Origin of the sequence: Kineococcus lubricus (assembly GCF_050871965.1) — a bacterium.
Taxonomy (GTDB): Bacteria; Actinomycetota; Actinomycetes; order Actinomycetales; family Kineococcaceae; genus Kineococcus.
Genome location: NZ_JBJLSK010000010.1, coordinates 38,367 through 58,329 on the forward strand (window position 1 = coordinate 38,367; position 19,963 = coordinate 58,329).

At 74.8% G+C, this 19,963-nt stretch carries 18 protein-coding genes; 4 read left to right on the plus strand and 14 right to left on the minus strand.

What is annotated here, in order from left to right; translation table 11 throughout:
* Positions 1-16: 16 nt before the first annotated feature.
* From ACRYRX_RS09315 to ACRYRX_RS09340, 6 genes are all read right to left on the minus strand, one after another.
* The gene (locus tag ACRYRX_RS09315) at positions 17-499 is read right to left on the minus strand and encodes a hypothetical protein (protein WP_432511578.1); all 483 of its coding nucleotides are present in this window, start codon (positions 497-499) and stop codon (positions 17-19) included.
* Complete coding sequence (locus tag ACRYRX_RS09320) at positions 496-1,164, minus strand: CDP-alcohol phosphatidyltransferase family protein (RefSeq protein ID WP_432511579.1); 669 nt, start codon at positions 1,162-1,164, stop codon at positions 496-498. Before ACRYRX_RS09320 ends, ACRYRX_RS09315 begins: the two co-directional genes overlap by 4 nt.
* Before the next feature lie 55 nt (positions 1,165-1,219).
* Positions 1,220-2,734: a hypothetical protein gene (locus ACRYRX_RS09325; protein ID WP_432511580.1), complete on the minus strand. Its 1,515-nt coding sequence runs from the start codon at positions 2,732-2,734 to the stop codon at positions 1,220-1,222.
* Positions 2,731-3,435 carry an ABC transporter ATP-binding protein gene (locus ACRYRX_RS09330; RefSeq protein ID WP_432511581.1) on the minus strand — a complete coding sequence of 235 codons (705 nt, stop codon included), beginning with the start codon at positions 3,433-3,435 and terminating at the stop codon, positions 2,731-2,733. Before ACRYRX_RS09330 ends, ACRYRX_RS09325 begins: the two co-directional genes overlap by 4 nt.
* A complete protein-coding gene (locus ACRYRX_RS09335) occupies positions 3,432-3,968 on the minus strand; it encodes a PadR family transcriptional regulator (protein WP_432511582.1) in 537 nt (178 codons plus the stop codon). The genes ACRYRX_RS09330 and ACRYRX_RS09335 overlap by 4 nt, the downstream gene beginning before the upstream one ends.
* A gap of 87 nt (positions 3,969-4,055) precedes the next feature.
* Positions 4,056-4,349, minus strand: coding sequence for a winged helix-turn-helix transcriptional regulator (locus tag ACRYRX_RS09340; RefSeq protein ID WP_432511683.1), 294 nt, complete (start codon positions 4,347-4,349; stop codon positions 4,056-4,058).
* A gap of 156 nt (positions 4,350-4,505) precedes the next feature.
* On the opposite strand from ACRYRX_RS09340, the gene ACRYRX_RS09345 reads away from it, so the two are divergent.
* Positions 4,506-4,916, plus strand: a complete 411-nt coding sequence (locus ACRYRX_RS09345; RefSeq protein ID WP_432511583.1) for a RidA family protein — start codon at positions 4,506-4,508, stop codon at positions 4,914-4,916.
* Between the two features lie 10 nt (positions 4,917-4,926).
* Here the strand turns inward: ACRYRX_RS09345 and glgP are convergent, their stop codons facing one another.
* A complete protein-coding gene (gene glgP, locus ACRYRX_RS09350; protein WP_432511584.1) occupies positions 4,927-7,491 on the minus strand; it encodes an alpha-glucan family phosphorylase in 2,565 nt (854 codons plus the stop codon).
* Between the two features lie 100 nt (positions 7,492-7,591).
* On the opposite strand from glgP, the gene ACRYRX_RS09355 reads away from it, so the two are divergent.
* From ACRYRX_RS09355 to glgB, 3 genes are all read left to right on the plus strand, one after another.
* Positions 7,592-9,622 (plus strand): alpha-1,4-glucan--maltose-1-phosphate maltosyltransferase, encoded by a 2,031-nt coding sequence (locus tag ACRYRX_RS09355; RefSeq protein WP_432511585.1) that lies wholly within the window; start codon positions 7,592-7,594, stop codon positions 9,620-9,622.
* A gap of 174 nt (positions 9,623-9,796) precedes the next feature.
* Complete coding sequence (locus tag ACRYRX_RS09360) at positions 9,797-11,188, plus strand: maltokinase N-terminal cap-like domain-containing protein (protein WP_432511586.1); 1,392 nt, start codon at positions 9,797-9,799, stop codon at positions 11,186-11,188.
* A 37-nt stretch (positions 11,189-11,225) separates the two neighbouring features.
* Positions 11,226-13,412 carry a 1,4-alpha-glucan branching protein GlgB gene (gene glgB, locus ACRYRX_RS09365; protein ID WP_432511587.1) on the plus strand — a complete coding sequence of 729 codons (2,187 nt, stop codon included), beginning with the start codon at positions 11,226-11,228 and terminating at the stop codon, positions 13,410-13,412.
* A 55-nt stretch (positions 13,413-13,467) separates the two neighbouring features.
* Here glgB and ACRYRX_RS09370 read toward each other — a convergent pair whose 3' ends face one another.
* From ACRYRX_RS09370 to ACRYRX_RS09400, 7 genes are read right to left on the minus strand one after another with little or no spacing between them, the layout of a single operon-like run.
* The gene (locus ACRYRX_RS09370) at positions 13,468-14,055 is read right to left on the minus strand and encodes a VOC family protein (RefSeq protein WP_432511588.1); all 588 of its coding nucleotides are present in this window, start codon (positions 14,053-14,055) and stop codon (positions 13,468-13,470) included.
* Complete coding sequence (locus ACRYRX_RS09375) at positions 14,052-14,705, minus strand: alkylhydroperoxidase domain protein (RefSeq protein ID WP_432511589.1); 654 nt, start codon at positions 14,703-14,705, stop codon at positions 14,052-14,054. The genes ACRYRX_RS09370 and ACRYRX_RS09375 overlap by 4 nt, the downstream gene beginning before the upstream one ends.
* A complete protein-coding gene (locus ACRYRX_RS09380) occupies positions 14,702-15,361 on the minus strand; it encodes a CMD domain protein (protein ID WP_432511590.1) in 660 nt (219 codons plus the stop codon). The genes ACRYRX_RS09375 and ACRYRX_RS09380 overlap by 4 nt, the downstream gene beginning before the upstream one ends.
* Positions 15,358-16,482, minus strand: coding sequence for a putative FMN-dependent luciferase-like monooxygenase (locus tag ACRYRX_RS09385; RefSeq protein ID WP_432511591.1), 1,125 nt, complete (start codon positions 16,480-16,482; stop codon positions 15,358-15,360). Before ACRYRX_RS09385 ends, ACRYRX_RS09380 begins: the two co-directional genes overlap by 4 nt.
* Positions 16,479-18,170 carry a dipeptide ABC transporter ATP-binding protein gene (locus tag ACRYRX_RS09390; protein WP_432511592.1) on the minus strand — a complete coding sequence of 564 codons (1,692 nt, stop codon included), beginning with the start codon at positions 18,168-18,170 and terminating at the stop codon, positions 16,479-16,481. The genes ACRYRX_RS09385 and ACRYRX_RS09390 overlap by 4 nt, the downstream gene beginning before the upstream one ends.
* Entirely contained in the window at positions 18,167-19,024 is an 858-nt protein-coding gene (locus ACRYRX_RS09395; protein ID WP_432511593.1) for an ABC transporter permease, read from the minus strand. Before ACRYRX_RS09395 ends, ACRYRX_RS09390 begins: the two co-directional genes overlap by 4 nt.
* A complete protein-coding gene (locus tag ACRYRX_RS09400) occupies positions 19,021-19,956 on the minus strand; it encodes an ABC transporter permease (RefSeq protein WP_432511594.1) in 936 nt (311 codons plus the stop codon). Before ACRYRX_RS09400 ends, ACRYRX_RS09395 begins: the two co-directional genes overlap by 4 nt.
* Positions 19,957-19,963 lie beyond the last annotated feature (7 nt).

The window sequence follows — 19,963 nt, forward strand, 5'->3', positions numbered from 1 at the left end:
GGGGCACCGGCCCGCATCAGCCCAGACCGGGGACGTGGAGGAGGTCCAGGACGGTCCCGGCCCCCAGCAGGATCGCCAGGAACCGCAGGAACCGGCCGGCCACACCGACGACGAGGAAGTCCAGGGTGCGCACGCGGGCCAGTCCGGCGCTGACGCTGACCAGCAGCAGGGGCGGCAGGCCGATCGAGGAACTGAGCCCGATGACGAGGACCCCGCGCCACCGCCCGCCGGACAACGCCGCCTCGCTCCAGGCGTTCAGCTTCTCCTGCCAGCGCGGGAGCGCCTTCCCCTTCCTGGACGAGCGCCAGTACCCCAGCCGGAAGTAGAGGTACTTCGCGCCCATCTGCCCGGCCGCGGCGACCAGGGCCGCGGGGACCACCGGGACCGGTTCCTCCAGGGCCTGGGTCGCGACGAGGGCGGCCTCGGCGTTGACGAACGGTGTCAGGGCCGAGACGAACGACAACCCGAGCAGCGAGGCCAGGCCGACGAGCAGGGTCACGGCGAGACGGCCCGCACGTAGGTGTCGACGCAGTCGACGTCGGGCCGCCGGGGCAGCGAGCGCGTCCGGACCAGGGAGTAGCTCTTCACGCCGATCAGGGCCACGGCGATCGCGGCCGGCACCCACGTGCTGACGGGCGTGAACAGCAGCACGGCGACGAGCCCGCTGTTCAGCGACTTCGCGACCTTCGACCAGTTGAGCCGGAACACGCGCCGGTCGACCCGGCCGAAGTAGTTCGGGCTGTTGACCGGGAACAGGAAGAAGGCCAGGGACAGGAGCAGGTCCAGCACCATGAACTCGGCCAGGAAGAGGACCACGACCGGTGCGGTGGCGGGGTCCAGCGCCGCCATGCCCAGGAAGAAGCACGCCCCGCAGACCCGGTCGCAGACGATGTCGAAGACGGCCCCGGCCGTCGTCTCCTGCCGCAGCCGGCGGGCGATCGCCCCGTCGGCGATGTCACCGATCCAGTAGACGGCCAGCGCGAGGGCGAGCCAGCCCAGCGAACCGCCGAGGATGCCGGCGGCGGAGGACGTGAGGCTGAGCACCGTCCGCACGGCCGTGACCGCGTTGGGCAGGTTGCACAGCGGCCCGCGGCCCTCGTGGCGGCAGCCGCGGAAGTGCTCGGCCACCGGGTCGGCGCGCAGGTCCAGCGGGGTGCTCGTCACCGGGCCACCCCCGCGGACTCCCCCGCGGGCGTGGACGACCGGCGGACGGCGGGGCTCACGGGACCCTCAGGTTCTCGAGGGCGGCCGCGGTGCGGACGCGGCCGCGCAGCAGGTGGGCCAGGACGGAGCAGGCGCCGGTCATCAGGACGGCCACCAGGACGGCGACGGCGAGCGGCAGGAGCGCGGCCCACCAGACGGCGGACTCCTGGACCGGCCACCCGAGCATGAGGGCCGAGTAGGGCAGGGCGGAGACGAGGACTCCGAGGGAGGTCGTCGGGACCGCCGTGCGCATCAGCGACAGCGCCTGGACCCGGACGAGCCGGGAGGTCGGCACACCCAGGGCCGCCGTGGAGGCCACGGCCCGGCGGTTGCCCAGGAGGTGGTCGGTGAGGCTGAGCACCAGGGCGGCGATCGCGACCACGGCGGCCACCAGGCCGACCGCCCCGGCCAGGGCCGTACCGCCGAGGTAGAAGCGGAGGTCGTCGGACGTGTGGTTCCGGTCCATCAGGGTCCCGGCGGCCAGCGCGGACTCGACGCCGAAGGAGAGCCCGCACAGGAACAGCACCCCGGCCGTCCCGGTCACGGCGGTCGTGCTGCCCCGCCGTTGGGCGTCGGCCAGCAGGCCGGTGGCCGCGTCACCGCGACCGCGGACCGCGCGGCGGCGACGGCCGCGCGTGCCCGGCGGGGTGTCGGGCGTGCGGAAGATCCCGGCGGAGGACCGGGCGGCCCCGGCCCCCGCCGCGAGCACGAACAGGACCAGGGCCACGACGAGGAACACCGGGAACAGCAGGTCGTTCGCCACCTGCCCCCCGACGGCCGGTGCGGCCAGCAGGACGACGGCACCGGCGACGGCGGTCAGCAGCACGAACATCCGCGACGGAACTCCCGGAGCGGCGCCGGTGCGCTGCCAGACCAGCACGTCCTGGCGTCGGAACGCGGTGATCCCCAGGACGCGGGCCAGCAGCCACAGGACCCCGACGACCGCCAGCCAGATCACGGGCATCGCCCAGTGCAGCGGGGGCAGCATGCGGTACCCCGGCGGGAGCGCCAGGCCCAGGACGAGCCAGAGCACGAGGTAGAGCGGCCCGGCCAGGAGCCCACCGCGCACGAACGCCGCGGTGGTGCGCGCGGTGCGCAACCGGCGCAGGTCCCCCGAGGTCGCCCCGGCGATCAGCAGTTGCCGGGCCCGGCGGTCCTCGACGACCTGCCCGACCCGCAGGGCCTGCACGGCGAGGGCCAGGAACGGCAGGACGAGCAGGACCGCGGCGACCGCGAAACCCGGGCGCAGGCCGGGCTGGGCCAGGAACGGGGCCAGGCCGCCGGCGGCCTCGAACAGGTCCTCGGTGTGCGGCCGGCCGTCGGCGTCGGTCCACTGGGCGGTGCCCGTGGACACGGTGTCCTGCACCGTCGGGACGGACCCGGCGATGAGCAGGGCCAGGCCGGTGCCGGCCGCGGCGGCGGTCGTGGCCCGGGCGCGGACCCGGTCGACGCGGGACCGCGCGGCGGTCATCGACCGCACGGCCTCGGCGGTCAGGGCCGACCGCCGGGCCGGGACCTGCACGACGCTCACCGGAGCACCGACTCGCGCTCGACGTTCCCGCCCCGCAGGCGGATCTCGCGGTCGGCCCGCGCTGCCGCCGTGTTGTCGTGCGTGACCAGGACGACGGCGCCGCCGTCGCGCCGGGCGACGGTCAGCAGCAGGTCCAGGACGTCCTGCCCGGTGACCGGGTCGAGGCTGGCGACGGGTTCGTCGGCGAAGACGATGCGCGGTGAGGTGATCAGGGCCCGGGCGACCGCCGCACGTTGCGCCTCGCCCCCGGACAGCTCCTGCGGCACGGCCAGCCCGGCCTGCTCGAGCCCGACCGTCGCCAGGGCTGCTCGGGCCGCCGTGCGGGACGCGGCGACCTCCCCTCCTTCGAGCAGCAGGGGCAACGCGACGTTGTCCTCGAGCGTCATGTCCGGCACGAGCTGCCCGTACTGCAGGACGATGCCGACCTCCCGGCGCCGCAGGACCGCCCGGCCGGGCTCGTCGAGGGCGCGCAGGTCGCGGCCCAGCAAGGTGACGTCCCCGGTCTGCGGCAGCAGCAGGCCGGCGGCGACGTGCAGCAGGGTGGACTTCCCGCAGCCGCTGGGCCCGGTGATCGCCACCACTTCCCCGGGCTCGACCTGCAGCGAGACCTGCCGCAGGGCGGGTGTTCGCGCGTAGGCGTGCCCCACACCGCGCAGCGTGAGCGGGATCGTCGCGTCGGTACGGGTCGTGTTGCCGGTCATGACTGCCCTCCGGGGGTGGTCGGTGCGGTCTCACCGAGGGCGGCGGCCGCCTCGTCGAGCCAGCGCAGGTCGGCGTCGAGGTGCAGGACGGCGTAGCGCCGGGCCAGGCGGGCCCCGAGGTCGTCGCCGTCCGGGGGTGCGGCGGACAGGGCCCGCATCGCCCGCAGGTGGGCGGTGCGCTGGTCGGCCACGACCGAGCCGGCGCCGCCGCCGGTGCGCAGGGCGACGATCGCCTTGCGCACCAGCTCTTCGGTCCCCGTCGCCGTGGGCGGTGCGGGTTCGGCGAGCCACGCCCGGAGCCGTTCCCGGCCCGCGGCGGTGATCGCGTAGACGGTGCGTTCGGGGCCCCCCTCCGAACGCGTCTCCACCACCTCGACCAGGTCGTCGCGGGCCAGCCGGGCCAGGGTCGAGTACACCTGCCCGAAGGGCAGCGGTTTGGCGTCGGGGAACCACGCGTCGTACTCGCGCTTGAGGTCGTACCCGTGGGCGGGCCCCCGGGACAACAGCGCGAGGTGCAACTCGGCGATGGACACGGCGCGACTCTACACACGGAGTACGTACTGAGTGAATAGTCGATCGACCCCGACTCCCGCGTCACTCCCGAGCGAGCCGGAGGGGCCCTACTCCTCGAACCGGGCGCGCGCCGCCTCCACCTGCGGCAGGTGCGCGGTGGTCCACCGCAGCAGCGCGTCGACCGGTTCGCGCAGGGTCTTGCCCAGGGCCGTGATGCGGTACTCCACCGCCACCGGCCGCGAGCTCACGACCGTGCGTTCCACGACGCCGTTGCGCTCCAGGCGGCGCAGCGTCGCGGTGAGGGACTTCCCGGTCACCGACGGGATCGCGCGCCGCAGGTCGCTGAACCGCGAGGGCCGTTCGCACAGCTCCTCGAGCACCTGCAGCGACCACTTGTCCATGACCTGGTCGAGCAGCTCCCGGTGCGGGGCGGCGATCTCGAGAGCCTCGGGGCGGGGGTGGGTGGTTTCCGGCACGACACCTAGTCTCGTTGAAGTTCCCTGCGACTACCAAGTATCAAGGGGATACCGAAATCCACCCGACCCGGGGAGCCCTCCGTGCCCGTGCAGCTGTTCACCCCCGACGGCCTGATGCAGCCCGTCCCCTACCACCACGTCGCCGTCGCCACCGGCACCCGCCACGTCCACGTCGCCGGGCAGATCGCCCGCGACGCCGCAGGGCGGGCGCTGGCCCCGGGCGACCTCGCCGGGCAGGTCGCCCAGGCCCTGCGGAACACCGGCGCCGGCCTGCGCGCCGCCGGCGCCGACTTCGGCGACGTCGTCCGGCTCACCTTCTACGTCACCGGCTGGAGCCCGGAGAAGATCGGGGCCTTCATGGACGGCGTCGAGCAGGTCGCCGGGGAACTGGGCCTGCCCCGGCCGCTGCCGCCGTCCTCGCTGATCGGGGTCGACGTCCTGTTCGAGCCCGACGTCCTCGTGGAGGTCGAGGCCACCGCCGTCACCGCCTGAGCGGACCGCCTCAGGCGTTGGCGACGAGCCCCAGCTCGGCGGGGACCGCGAGCCCGGCGTGCCGCGGCAGGACCCGGACGGTGTAGCCGAACGGCCCGGTCTGGTGCAGCGTGAACTCCCCCTCGAACCGGTGCCGGCCGTCCCCGAGGGACTCGGTGGGTTCGAGCCGGACGGTCCCCGACGGCCGCAGCTCGTCGGACTCGCTGACGCGGCCGTGCACGACCTGCACCTCCACGTCCTCCACGGACAGCTCCCCCAGGGAGACGACGCCGCGCACGTGGACGACGTCGCCGATCTGCGCGGAGTCGCCCACCCCGGAGGACTCCACGTGGTCGACCCGCACCGCCGGCCAGGAACCGCGCACGGCCCGCTTCCACCGGGCCAGGTCCTTGGCCCCGGCCGCCGAGGACGCCAGCGCCGCCCGCCCGGCGCGGGCGGCCGGCACGTACAGCTGCTCGACGTAGTCGGTCACCATGCGGCTGGCCAGGACCTTCGGGCCCAGGGAAGCCAGGGTGTGCCGCACCATCTCCAGCCAGCGCGCCGGCAGGCCCCGTTCGTCGCGGTCGTAGAACCGCGCCGCCACGGAGTTCTCCACGAGGTCGTACAGCGCGGCGGCCTCGAGGTCGTCGCGGTGGTCGGGGTCCTCGACGCCGTCGGCGGTGGGGATGGCCCAGCCGTTCCCGCCGTCGAACCACTCGTCCCACCAGCCGTCGAGGATCGACAGGTTCAGCCCGCCGTTGAGGGCGGCCTTCATCCCCGACGTGCCGCACGCCTCGAAGGGCCGCAGCGGGTTGTTCAGCCACACGTCGCAGCCGGGGTACAGGCTCAGGGCCATGGTGATGTCGTAGTTCGGCAGGAACACGATGCGGTGCCGGACGGCGGGGTCGTCGGCGAAGCGGACCATCTGCTGGATGAGGCGCTTGCCGGTCTCGTCGGCCGGGTGGGACTTGCCGGCGATGACGAGCTGCACGGGCCGCTGCGGGTGCAGCAGCAGCGACTTCAGCCGCTCGGGGTCGCGCAGCATCAGCGTCAGGCGCTTGTACGTGGGGACCCGGCGGGCGAACCCGATCGTCAGGACGTCGGGGTCGAGGACGTCCTTGGTCCAGGCGAGCTCGGGTTCGGAGGCCCCGCGCTGGAGCCAGGACAGCTTCAGCCGGCGGCGGGCGTCCTCGACGAGCCGGCCGCGCAGCAGCCGCCGCGTCCGCCAGATCTCCTCGTCGGGCACCTGGCCGACCTTCTCGAAACCCAGCCCGTCCCGGGGCAGTTCGGGCCCGATGTACTGCTTGCCCATCGCGATGACCTCCGGGGCCACCCACGTGGGGGCGTGCACCCCGTTGGTGATGGACGAGATCGGCACCTCCGGGACGTCGAACCCGGGCCACAACCCGTCGAACATGCCGCGGCTGACGGCGCCGTGCAGCTGGGACACGCCGTTGGCGCGCTGGGCCAGGCGCAGGCCCATGACGGCCATGTTGAACACGTTCGGGTCCCCGCCGGGGTAGTCCTCCGCGCCGAGGGCCAGGATGCGCTCGGTCGGGACCCCCGGCAGCGGGTTGTCCCCCCCGAAGTACAGCTCGATCTGGTCGCGGCCGAACCGGTCGATCCCGGCCGGCACCGGGGTGTGGGTCGTGAACACGGTGGCCGCGCGCACGGCCTCCAGGGCCTCGTCGAAGGACAGCCCGCGCTCGACCTGCTCGCGGATGCGCTCGACCGACAGGAACCCCGCGTGCCCCTCGTTGGTGTGGTAGACCTCCGGCTCGGGCGCGCCGGTGAACCGCGACCACAGCCGCAGCGCGCGGACCCCGCCGATCCCGCACAGCAGTTCCTGCTGCAGCCGGTGCTCGCCGCCGCCGCCGTAGAGGCGGTCGGTGACCGCGCGGGCGGCGTCGTCGTTGTCCTCCACGTCGGAGTCCAGCAGCAGCAGCGGCACCCGCCCGACCTGCGCCTTCCAGATCTGCGCGTGCAGCCGGCGGCCACCGGGCAGGTCCACCGACACCTTCGCCGGGCTGCCGTCAAGTTCGCGCAGCAGCGCCAGCGGCAGGCCGTCGGGGTCCAGGACCGGGTAGGTCTCCTGCTGCCAGCCGTCGCGGGACAGCGACTGCTTGAAGTAGCCGGTGGCGTAGAACAGCCCGACGCCCACCACGGGCACGGCCAGGTCGCTCGCGGACTTCAGGTGGTCCCCGGCGAGGATGCCCAGGCCACCGGAGTACTGGGGCAGGGCCCCGGTGATGCCGAACTCCATGGAGAAGTAGGCGATCGAGGCCGGGGCGTCGGCGCCCAGACCGGCGTACCACCCCGGCCGGGACAGGTAGGCCCGCAGGTCGGCGGCCGTGGCGCGGACCCGCTCGACGAACCCGGTGTCGGCGGCGAGGGCCTGGAGGCGTTCGGTGCTCAGGGCACCCAGCAGCGCGCCCGGCTCCCGGTGGACGGCCACCCACGCCGCCGGGTCCATCGACTCGAACAGGTCCCGGGTGGGTTTGTGCCACGACCAGCGCAGGTTGCTCGCCAGCTCCCCCAGGGGCGCGAGCGGGGCGGGCAGGACGGTCCGGACGGTGAAGCGCCTGATAGCTCTCACGGCGCCGACAGTAGACCGGTGATCACCCCCGCGCGACGGGATGCGCGCACTCCCGGCACTCCCGCGCGACGAGCGGCCCCCCTCTCGGTAGGTTCGCACCGTGACGATCGACCAGGACCGGCTGACCGTGCAGAAGAGCGCTACCGGGACCCCGGTGGTGGGGCGCATCCCCGTGCTCGACGTCCAACCCGTCGTCGACGGCGGCAAGTGGCCCTCCCAGGCCGTCCCCGGCGAACTGATCCCGGTGCGCGCCACCGTGTTCCGCGAGGGGCACGACGCCGTCGCCGCCACCGCGGTGCTCGTGCGGCCCGACGGCACCGACGGCCCGTCGGCCCGCATGGACCTGCAGAACGCGGGCCTGAGCACCTGGAGCGCGACCCTGTCCCCCGACGCCGAGGGCCTGTGGGGCCTGCGGGTGGAGGGCTGGTCGGACCCGTACGGCACCTGGGACCACGACGCGACGATCAAGGTGGAGGCCGGGGTCGACGTCGCCCTCATGCTCGAGGAGGGCGCGCGGCTCATGGAGCGCGCCGCCGGGCAGCCCGGCCGGCCGGACGAGGACGCGCACGTGCTGCGCGAGGCGGCCACCGGCCTGCGCGACACCTCCCGCGGCGACCACGAGCGCCTGGACGCCGGGCGCAGCGACGCCGTGCGCGCCGTCCTGGACCGGATGCCGGTGCGTGAGCTGGTCAGCCCGTCGGCGACGTACCCCGTGCGGGTCGAGCGCAAGCTCGCCGCGTTCAGCGCCTGGTACGAGTTCTTCCCCCGTTCCGAGGGGGCGTACTGGGACGAGCAGGAGCAGCGCTGGGTCTCCGGGACGTTCCGCACCGCGGCCGAGCGCCTCCCGGCGATCAAGGAGATGGGTTTCGACATCGCCTACCTGACCCCGATCCACCCCATCGGCCGCATCAACCGCAAGGGCCCGAACAACTCCCTCACGGCGGGCCCGCTGGACCCCGGCTCGCCCTACGCGATCGGGGCGGCCGAGGGCGGTCACGACGCCCTGCACCCGGACCTGGGGACCTTCGAGGACTTCGACTTCTTCGTCGCCCGGGCCAAGGAGCTGGGGCTGGAGGTCGCGATGGACATCGCCCTGCAGTGCGCCCCCGACCACCCGTGGGTCACCGAGCACCCCGAGTGGTTCACCACCCGCGCCGACGGGTCCATCGCCTACGCGGAGAACCCGCCGAAGAAGTACCAGGACATCTACCCGCTGAACTTCGACAACGACCCCGCCGGGATCTACGCCGAGGTCAAGCGCGTCATCGACGTCTGGGTCGACCACGGCGTCACGCTGTTCCGCGTCGACAACCCGCACACCAAGCCCGTCGAGTTCTGGGAGTGGCTGATCGCGGAGGTGAACGCCGAGCACCCCGAGGTGATCTGGCTGGCCGAGGCGTTCACCAAGCCCGCGATGATGCACACGCTGGCGAAGGTGGGTTTCCAGCAGTCGTACACGTACTTCGCCTGGCGCAACCAGGCGTGGGAGCTGCGGGAGTACCTGACGCAGCTGACGACCGAGTCGGCGCACTACATGATCCCGAACTTCTGGCCGACGACCCACGACATCCTCACCCCCACCATGCAGTACGGCGGGCCGCCGGTCTTCAAGCTGCGCGCGGCGCTGGCGGCGCTGCTGTCGCCGTCGTGGGGCATCTACACCGGGTACGAGCTGATCGAGCACGCCGCCCGCCCCGGCGCGGAGGAGCAGCTGGACAACGAGAAGTACCAGTACCGCCCGCGGGACTTCGCCAAGGCCGAGCGCGAGGGCTGGTCGCTGGCGCCGTACCTGGCGAAGCTCAACCGGGTCCGCAACCAGCACCCGGCGCTGCAGCAGCTGCGGGGCACCGCGTTCCACGCCAGCGACGATGAGAACGTCCTGGCCTTCTCCCGTCGCCGCGTCGAGGCCGACGGCACCGAGGACCTCCTGATCGTCGTGGTGAACCTCGACCCGCACGCCACGCGGCAGACGACCGTCCACCTGGACATGGGCGCGCTGGGCCGGCAGTGGTGGGACCGCTTCACCGTCCACGACGAGCTGACGGGCGCGGAGTACGAGTGGGGCGAGCACAACTTCGTGCGGCTCGACCCGCACGTCGAACCCGCGCACGTGTTCCACGTCCGGGGCTGAGGGTGGGACCCGGCCGGGGCGGCGCGTTCGGCGGCGCGCCCCGGCCTCCCCGCCCGCGCTCAGGAGGTCGGCCGGTCCCCGGGGTGAGACGGTGCTGCCCGTGAACCGACCGTCCGACCTCTTCGACGCGACCCCGGGTCCCCGGGGTCCCTACTGGCTGGAGGTGTCCTGACCGTGGGAGCACCCGTGAAGACGTCGCAGGCCTCCGACGAGGCGATCGCCGAGCTCCTGCGCGAGTGGGCGCCGCGGCAGCGCTGGTTCGCGCACAAGGGCGTCGCGACGCACGTCGTGCGCCTCGAGCGCACCCCGCTGGACGAGGGCGGGGTGGCCCAGCTCGTCGCGCTCACCGTGCGCGCCGGGGAGGGCGAGGACGCGGCCCGCACCGTCTACTCCGTCCCGATCTCGGTGCGCCCGGCCCCCGACGAGGCGCTGACCGCCGCGCTCATCGGGGAACTGCCCGACGTCGACGGCGCCCGGGCCTGGGTCTACGACGGCCCGCACGACCCGACGTGGACGCGGGCGCTGCTGACGCTGGTCGCCGGCGAGGAGGGCGCGGGGTCGCGCACGTTCGGCGTGCACGGGCACAGCGCCGAGGGCGGCCTGCCGGTGCCCGCCGGGTTGCGGACGAAGGTGCTCTCGGGTGAGCAGTCGAACACCTCGATCGTGGTGTCGGCCGACGAGGGCGAGGTGCCGCTCATCGCGAAGGTGTTCCGGGTGCTGTCCGCCGGCGACAACCCCGACGTCGTCGTGCAGACCGCGCTGGCCGACGCCGGGTGCGGGCGGGTGCCCCGGCCGGCCGGGTGGGTCGACGGTCAGTGGACCGGCCCCGACGGCACGGCGGCGCACGGCCACCTCGCGCACGTCACCGAGTTCCTGGCCGGTTCCCAGGACGCCTGGCGGGTCGCCACCGCCGCGGTCGCCGAGGGTCGCGACTTCTCCGCCGAGGCGGCCGAGCTGGGCCGCGCCACCGCCGAGGTGCACGCCGTGCTGGCCGCCGAGCTGCCCACGCAGCCGGCGACCCCCGAACGCCTCGCGGCCCTGGCCGACGGCCTGCTCGAGCGGGTCGCGTGGGCCACGACCGCCGTCCCGCAGCTGCACGGCGTCGCCACCGCGGCCCGCGAGCGCGTCGACGCCGTCCGGCACGTCACCGGCGCCCCGGACCTGCAGCGCGTCCACGGCGACTACCACCTGGGCCAGGTGCTGCACTCGGCCGCGCGCGGCTGGGTGCTGCTGGACTTCGAGGGCGAACCGCTGCGGCCGCTGGCCGAGCGCAGCCTGCCCGACCTGGCCCTGCGCGACGTCGCGGGCATGCTGCGCTCGTTCGACTACGCCGCCTCCACCGTCGCCGACCCGGGGAACTGGGGCCCGGCGGCCCGGGAGGCGTTCCTCGACGGCTACGCGGCCGTCGCCGGGTCCGACCCCCGGGTGGGGCCGTCGGCGGTGCTGCTGGCCGCGCTGGAGCTGGACAAGGCCCTCTACGAGGTGGTGTACGAAGCGCGCAACCGGCCCGACTGGCTGCGCATCCCGCTGGACGCCGTCCACCGGTTGCTCTCCGACCCGTCCTGAGAGGCGGGTCCCCCACGATCACGGGAGACTCACACGCATGTCCGGTCACCCCCCCACCCCCCGCCCCGTGGACGCCGACGACCTGGCCCGCGTCGCCGCCGGGGCGCACTGGTCGCCGCACTCGGTCCTCGGGGCGCACGTGCACGACGGCGCGGTGACGTACCGCGTCCTGAAGCCGTTCGCCTCCGCCGTGACGGTCGTCACCGAGGACGGCGGCCGCGTCGGTCTGGTGCACGAGTACGACGGCGTCTGGGCCGGGGTGCTGCCCGGCGGGACCGTCGGCGACTACCGCGTCGAGGTGACCTACCCGGACGCCGAGCCGGTGCTCGTGGACGACCCGTACCGGTTCCTGCCCAGCGTCGGCGAGGTCGACCTGCACCTCATCGGCGAGGGCCGGCACGAGGAGCTGTGGAACGTCCTGGGCTCGCACGTGCGGCACTGGCAGGGCCCGATGGGCCCGGTCGACGGCACGTCGTTCGCGGTGTGGGCGCCCAGCGCCCGCGCGGTGCGCGTCGTCGGCGACCACAACCACTGGAACGGCCGCGGTGAGGCGATGCGGTCGCTGGGGTCCTCCGGGGTCTGGGAGGTCTTCCTGCCCGGCGTCGGGGCCGGTTCCCGGTACAAGTACGAGATCCTCGGCGCCGACGGGCACTGGCGGCAGAAGGCCGACCCGATGGCCCGGTTCAGCGAGGTGCCGCCCGCGACGGCGTCGGTCGTCACGGAGTCGTCCTACACCTGGAACGACGGCGAGTGGATGCAGCAGCGCGCCGCCACCGCCGCCCAGGACGGGCCGGTCTCCATCTACGAGGTCCACCTCGGGTCGTGGCGGCAGGGGCTGTCCTACACCGAGCTCGCCACCGAGCTGGTCGCGTACGTCAAGGACGCCGGGTTCACCCACGTCGAGTTCCTGCCCGTCATGGAGCACCCGTTCGGCGGCTCGTGGGGGTACCAGGTCACCGGGTACTTCGCGCCGACCTCGCGGTTCGGCACCCCCGACGAGCTGCGGCACCTCATCGACTCCCTGCACCAGGCCGGCATCGGCGTCATCATCGACTGGGTGCCCGGGCACTTCCCCAAGGACGAGTTCGCCCTCGCCCGCTTCGACGGGACCGCGCTGTACGAGCACCCGGACCCGCGCCGCGGCGAGCACATGGACTGGGGCACCTACATCCCGAACTTCGGCCGCAGCGAGGTCCGCAACTTCCTCGTCGCGTCCGGGCTGTACTGGCTGGAGGAGTTCCACGCCGACGGCCTGCGCGTCGACGCCGTCGCCTCGATGCTCTACCTGGACTACTCCCGCAACGAGGGCGAGTGGGAGCCGAACCAGTACGGCGGCCGGGAGAACCTGGAGGCGATCGCCTTCCTGCAGGAGGCGAACGCCACGGCCTACAAGCGGACCCCCGGCATCATGATGATCGCCGAGGAGTCCACCGCCTACCCGGGCGTCACCGCGCCCACCGACGCCGGCGGGCTCGGGTTCGGGTTGAAGTGGAACATGGGCTGGATGCACGACTCGCTGAAGTACGTCAGCGAGGACCCGATGCACCGCCAGTACCACCACCAGCAGATCACCTTCAGCCTCGTCTACGCGTTCAGCGAGAACTTCTGCCTGCCGATCTCGCACGACGAGGTCGTGCACGGCAAGGGGTCCCTGCTGCGCAAGATGCCCGGCGACCGGTGGCAGCAGCTCGCGAACGTCCGCGCGTACCTGGCGTTCATGTGGTCCCACCCGGGCAAGCAGCTGCTGTTCATGGGCTCCGAGCTCGGCCAGGAGGCCGAGTGGTCCGAGGCGCGCTCGCTGGACTGGTGGCTGCTGGACACCCCGTGGCACAAGGGTCTGCACCACCTCGTCTCGCAGCTGAACGCCGTGTACAAGGCGCGGCCGGAACTGTGGTCCGACGACTTCACCGCGAACGGCTTCGAGTGGATCGACGGCGGCGACAGCGCGCGCAACATCGTCTCCTTCGTCCGCTGGAGCACCGACCGCAAACCGCTGGTGGCGGTCTGCAACTTCTCCGGCGCGGCGTACGAGGACTTCCGCGTCGGGCTGCCGCAGCCCGGGGCGTGGCGGGAGCTCCTGAACACCGACGCCCCCGAGTTCGCCGGGTCCGGGGTCGTGAACACCGGGACCCTCACCGCCGAGGACACGCCCTGGAACGGGCAGCGGTTCTCGGCCGGGTTGCGGGTGCCGCCGCTGGGCGTCACCTGGCTCGTCCCGGCCTGACCCCGGTCACGACGCAGGCCCCCACCGCGTGCGGTGGGGGCCTGCGTCTGTTCGCTCACCCGCGGGGGGCGGGTTCCTCCCCCAGCGTGACGGCGGTGCCGTCGGCGCCGCGGACGCGCAGCACGTGACCGGTTCCCCCCGGGCCGAACGCCAGGAGGTCCAGCGCCGGCCCGACCGTGGTCCCCGGGTGCGGCGTGCCGCCCCAGTCGATGAGGAACGGCACGTCGGGACGCCCGGGCCGGGGGCGGGTCAGCCGCCAGCTCAGCAGCGTCCCGTCCGGTGTCCGCCGCGACATCCCCTCCACCGGGCCGGGGTCGTCGCCGCGCTCGCGCCACGCGGCGGCCGTCGCGTCGAGGTCGGCGGGGTGCACCGCGTACGTGACCACCCGCGGCGACGTCAGCCCGGCGATCCCGAAGGTCGTGGGCTCGACGGTGCCGTCGGGGTCGGGGCCGATGAGCTCGACGTAGTGCGGGCGGCGCTCACCCCCGACGGTCAGCGCGACCAGCGCGTTCGCGGTGCCGGCCCCGGGGTGCACCCCGCCGGGGGCGGCGGTGACGCCGGTGGCGTCGGCGAACCAGGTCACGAGCGCACCGAGGTCGGGGCCGGCGACGACGACGTGGTCGAGCAGCGGCGGGAAGCTCACGCCTCCTCGCCCCGCCGGGAGGCGGGGACCTCCGGTTCACCCAGGGAGAGCATCAGGCGGTTGGCCCAGTTGAAGAACGCGGCCCCGTTGACCACGTCGACGATCTCGGCGTCGTCCAGTCCCGCCGCCCGCAACCGCTCGACGTCGGCGGCACCGAACGCGAGCGGGGTGTCGGCCAGGTGCACCGACGCGGCCACGACGGCGTTCCACCGCTCGTCGCCCAGGTCGGCGGACACGCCCTCGTCGAGCAGGCGCTGGACGTCGGCCTCGCGGCCGGACTCGCGGGTGGCGGCCGCGGCGTGCACGGAGGCGCAGAACACGCACCCGTTGTGCCGGGACGTGGCCGCCGCGGCCAGTTCCCGCTCGGCACGGCCGATCCCGCTCGTGGTGTTGAAGAAGATGTCCAGGTCGGTCAGCGTGCGGGCGCGCAGGGCCTCGGGGTCGCGGGCCAGCAGGCGGAAGTACGGCATCTTCGCCCGCGCCGGTTCGACCAGCGCCTCGCGCTGGGCGTCGGTGAGCTCCTCCTCGGCGACGGGCCGCAGCCACGGCACCCAGCCCAGGCCCTGCTGGGTGAACGCCTCCGGGCGGTGCAGGTCGGGGTGCTCGGTGACCAGGGCAGCCGTCGTCCCCCCGGCGGTCGTCGCGGTCATCGGGTGGCCTCCGTCGCGGTGGTGGGGTGGGTGGGGTGGGTCGCCGGGTGGGACTGCAGGACGGACAGCCCCCAGGCGGTGCGCAGCTGGAAGCTGAGGAAGGCGACGAGCTGGGAGAGGCTGACGACGTGGTCGGCGCTCCACCCCGCCTCGACCAGCGCCCGCAGCGCCGCCGGGCTCGCCTCGCGCGGGCGGAACACCAGCAGGTGGGTGTGGGCCAGGGCCGCGCTCAGCCGCGGCCCGAGCGCGGCCGCGAGCCCCGGGTCGGGGGTCCAGGCGGTGGCCGGTGCGCTCTCGGCGGCCAGCCCGGGTTCGCGGTAGGTCCCGCTGGGCCCGGTGGAGGCGGCGGCGCGCGCGGCGTCCTCGACGGCGGCGGGGAGGGTGTCGTCGGACTGGTCGGCGAGCAGGTCGGCGTAGAACGCGGCGGCCCGCTCGAAACCGTGCAGCCGGGCGGTGAACAGGGCGACGGCGTAGCGCTCGGCGTGGCCGAACTCCCCCGGGTCGGCCGGTTCGAGCAGGGCCTCGAAGCTGCGCTGGGCGTTCTCGCGGGCCTGGGGGCGCTGGTCGCGGGTCCGGGCCAGGGGGCTGCCGGGGGCGATGCCGGCCAGCAGGTCGATGACGTCGGCCGCCGGGACGGTCGGCGCTGCGGTGCTCATGCGGTTCCTCCGAGGCTGGGGACGAGGACGGCTTCGGGTTCGTGGGCCGGTTCGGGGGCGGGTTCGTGGGCGTGGTGCAGCGCGGTGGCCGCGTCGGGGCCGGTGGCCCAGCCCAGGCGCGGGGCGACGCCGGTGGCGAGCAGTTCCAGGCTGCGCAGAGTCAGCTCGTGGGTGGCGGCGATGGAGTGGACCTGGAACGTGACGTCGGTCGCGACGTCCAGGGTCCGGTCGGCGGCCAGGGAGGCCGTCACCTCCTCGACGGTGCCGACGTGGGTGTCGGTGACGGCGACGAGGTCGTCGAGGCCGAGGTCGTCGGCGTCGACGCCGATGAACGTCGCCGCCAGGCGGCGCAGCCCGTCCTCGGCCAGTTCCAGGGCGAGGGTGCGGTCCTCCTCGTCGACGACGAGCGCGGTGCGCGAGGCCAGGACCCGGGCCGGGGCGCCGGCGGGCAGCGCCCGCCGGTGGGCCTCGACGATCGGCAGCTGCACGTCGTGCAGCGGTGCCCGGGGGTCCGGGCCGGGGCGGGGCTGGGTGCGCGACAGCATCAGGCCGTGGCCGCCCGTCCCGGCGCGGGCGGCTCCAGCGGCGGAGAACGTGCCCTGCCAGACCCGTGCGGGCAGGGTGCCGGCGGCCGGGTAGAGGTGGGCGCCGGTCCCGCGGATCCCGTTGCCCCGCAGGGTGTCGAGGAAGACGGCGAGGTGGTCGTCGAACAGGTCGCGACGCCGGGCGGACGCGCGCGCGAAGGGGGCGAAGGAGCTGTCGGTGCCGCCGGAGGCGACGCCGAGCTGCACGCGGCCGCCGGACAGGGCGTCGAGGACGGCGGCGTCCTCGGCGGCGCGGACGGGGTCGTCGATGGGCAGGGTGACCACGCCGGTGCCCAGGGCGATGCGGGTGGTGCGCTCCGCGGCGGCGGCCAGCAGCACGAACGGCGACGGCAGGCCGCCCTCGTGCTCGCCGAAGTGGTGCTGGGCGACCCAGGCCGAGGCGAAGCCGTGGCGCTCGGCCTGCTGGACCTGCTCCAGCGCGTAGCGGTACCGGTCGGCGGCGGGGGCCGCCTCGAGCAGGCGGGTGAAGAACCCCAGGCGGGGGCCGGTGGTGGGGGTCGGGGTCGGCGGGGTCACCGTCGGGCCTCCTCGTGCGGGTCGCGCCGGGCGCCGGGCCCGGGGGTCGGGACGGGCTGGCGGGGGACGGTGCCGCCGCGGGACCGGCCCGTCCCCGGGACCGCGTCGAGCAGTTCGCGGGTGTAGGGGTGCCGGGGGTCGGCGAAGACGTCCTGCACGCGGCCGGACTCGACCTGGCGGCCGCGGCGCAGGACCGAGACGGTGTCGGCGACCTGCCGGACGACGGCGAGGTCGTGGGAGATGAACACGTAGGTCAGGCCCAGGTCGGCCTGCAACCGCGCCAGCAGGCGCAGCACCTGCGCCTGCACGCTGACGTCGAGGGCGGAGACGGCCTCGTCGAGGACGACGAGGTCGGGTTCGAGGACGAGGGCGCGGGCGATGGCGACCCGCTGGCGCTGCCCGCCGGACAGCTCCCGGGGCCGGCGGGTGGTGACGTCGGCGGGCAGCCCGACGACCTCGAGCTGGTGGGCGACCCGCTCGCGGCGCTCGGCGGCGTCCCCGAGGCGGTGGTTCAGCAGCGGTTCGGCGACGATGGTCCCCACGTCCAGGCGGGGGTCCAGCGAGGCGTACGGGTTCTGGTGGACCAGCTGGGCGGTGCGGCGGTAGGCGCGCGCGGCCCGCGAGGTGAGGCGCCCGCCGAGGGCGGTGACGTCGGTGTCGCCGACGCGGACGGTGCCGGCCGTGGGCCGCCCGAACCCCGCGAGGGCCCGCCCGGTGGTGGTCTTGCCGGAGCCGGACTCCCCCACGATGGCGTGGGTGGTGCCCCGGGCGACGGTGAAGGAGACGTCGTCGACGGCCACCAGGGGGCCGGTCCCGCGCCGGCGGAACTCCTGGCGCAGCCCCTCGACCCGCACGAGCGGTGGTCCCGCCGCGGGGGCGGCGGGGGTGCGGTCGACGACGCGGGTCAGGGAGGGCGCGTCGGCCAGCAGCGCCCGCGTGTAGTCCGCGCGCGGGCGGGCCAGCACGTCGGCCGTGGCGCCGGACTCCTCGACGGTCCCGCGGCGCAGGACGACGACCGCGTCGGAGCGTTCGGCGGCCACCGCGAGGTCGTGGGTGATGAGCAGGACGCCGGTGCCGGTGGCCGCGCGCAGCTCGTCCAGCAGGTCCAGGACGGTGGCCTGGACGGTGACGTCGAGGGCGCTGGTGGGTTCGTCGGCGATGAGCAGGTCGGGTTCGAGGGCGAGGGCGGCGGCGATGAGGACGCGCTGGCGCATGCCGCCGGACAGCTCGTGCGGGTGCTGCCGGGCCCGCCGGGCGGGGTCGTCGATGCCGACGCGCTCGAGCAGGTCCAGGACGCGGGCGCGGGTGGCCCGCCGGTCGCGCGCGCCGTGGATGCGCAACCCCGCGGCCACGCTGGCGCCGATGGTCGCGACGGGGTTCAGGGAGTTCCCGGGGTCCTGCGGGACCAGGCCGATCCGGCGCCCGCGCACCGCCCGCAGCTCCCGCTCGGACAGGGCCAGCAGGTCCTGCCCGCGCAGGTCGACCCGGCCGCCGGTGACCCGGCCGTTGCCGGCGAGCAGGCCGATGACGGCCTGCGCGACGCTGGACTTGCCCGACCCGGACTCCCCCACCAGGGCGGTGACGCGGCCGGGTTCGACGTCGAGGGACACCCCGTCGACGGCGCGGACCGCGCCGCGGCCGGTGGTGTACTCGATGCGCAGGTCGCGCACGTTCAGCAGGGGGTTCACGCCACGCTCCCGCGGATCGACTGGCTGAGGCGGTTGGTGGCCAGGACGACGGCCACGACCACGACCCCGGGCAGGACGGTCAGCCACCAGGCGGTGGCGACGTAGTTGCGGCCCTCGGCGATGAGCAGGCCCCACTCCGGGGTGGGCGGCGGGGCGCCGTAGCCGAGGAAGCCGAGGGTGGAGATCTGCAGGACGGCCGAGCCGAACTGCAGCGCGGCCAGCGCCACGACGGGGGTCAGGGAGTTCGGCAGGACGTGCCGGCGCAGCACCGAGCCGAAGGTGCCGCCGGAGCCGTAGGCGGCCTCCACGTACTCGCTGACGCGCACCCGCACGACCTCGGCGCGGGCCAGGCGGGCGAAGACGGCGATGGAGGTGACGCCCACGGCGACGGCGGCGTTGGTGGTGCCGAAGCCGAGCAGGATGACGACGCTGAGGGACAGCAGCAGGCCGGGGACGGCGAGCAGGACGTCGACCAGGCGCATGAGGACGTCGTCGACCGCGCCGCCCAGCGACCCGGCCAGGACGCCGGTCAGGGTGCCGACGGCGAAGCCGACGGCGACGGCCACGACGGCGCCGAGGATCGAGTGCGAGGCCCCGTGGACGACGCGGGTGAACAGGTCCCGCCCGGTGGCGTCGGTGCCGAACCAGTGCTCGGCGCTGGGGGCCTGCAGCGACGGGGCCACCGTCGCGGTGGGGCTGCCGGGGGCGAAGACGCCCGGGACCAGCGCCCAGGCCAGGGCGAGCAGGACGACGGCGGCGGGGACCAGGACCCCCGCCGGGACCCGGCGCCGTCGCCGGCGCGGGGCGTCCGGGGCCGGCACGGGCGGGGTGGGTGGGGTGGTCGTGGCGCTCATCGGGCTCCTCCGGTGCGCAGCCGCGCGTCGAGCACGGGGTAGAGCAGGTCGACGACGAGGTTGATCACCACGTAGGCCACCGTGGACAGGACCACGACGGCCAGCAGGACGGGGGTGTCGCGGTTGGCGACGGCCTGGGCGGTGAGCTGCCCGATCCCGGCGCGGCCGAAGACAGCCTCGGTGACCACGGCGCCGCCGACGAGCTCGCCGAACAGCAGCCCGGCCATCGTCAGCGCGGGCAGGACGGCGTTGCGGCTGACGTCGTGCCACAGCAGCCAGCCGGTGCCGGCGCCGCGGGCGCGCACCACGGGGACGAACGGCATCCGGACGACGTCGTCGACGCTGCGCATCAGCACCTGCGCCAGCGGCGCCGCGATGGGCACCGCGATGGTGAGGACGGGCAGCACCAGCGCCTCGACGGGGCCGGCGCCGATGACGGGCACCAGCCCCAGGCGGAAGGACAGGACCTGGATGAGCAGGATCCCGATCCAGAACACCGGCAGCGACACGAACAGCGGCGGCAGGTTGCGGAACGCCCGGCGCAGCCAGCGGCCGCGGCCGTGGGTGGCGACGACGGCGATGACCACGGCCAGGACCACGGCCAGGGCCAGGCCCAGCGCGGCCAGCACCAGGGTCGAGGGCAGGGCGGCGGCCAGGAGGGTGGAGACCGCGGCCCCGCTCTGCACCGAGTACCCCAGGTCCCCGCCGAGGAAGGCCCACGCGGACTCGGCGAACCGCACGGGCAGGGGCCGGTCGGCCCCGTAGGCGGCGCGGATGTCGGCCAGCTGCTCGGGGGACAACCCCAGTTCGGGGCTGCCGAAGCGGGCCAGGACGGCGTCGCCGGGCAGCGCGGCGAGCAGGACGTAGGTCAGCGCGTAGGCCAGGACCAGGACGACGACGGCCTGGCCGGCGCGCCGCAGCACGTACGTCACCGCCGTC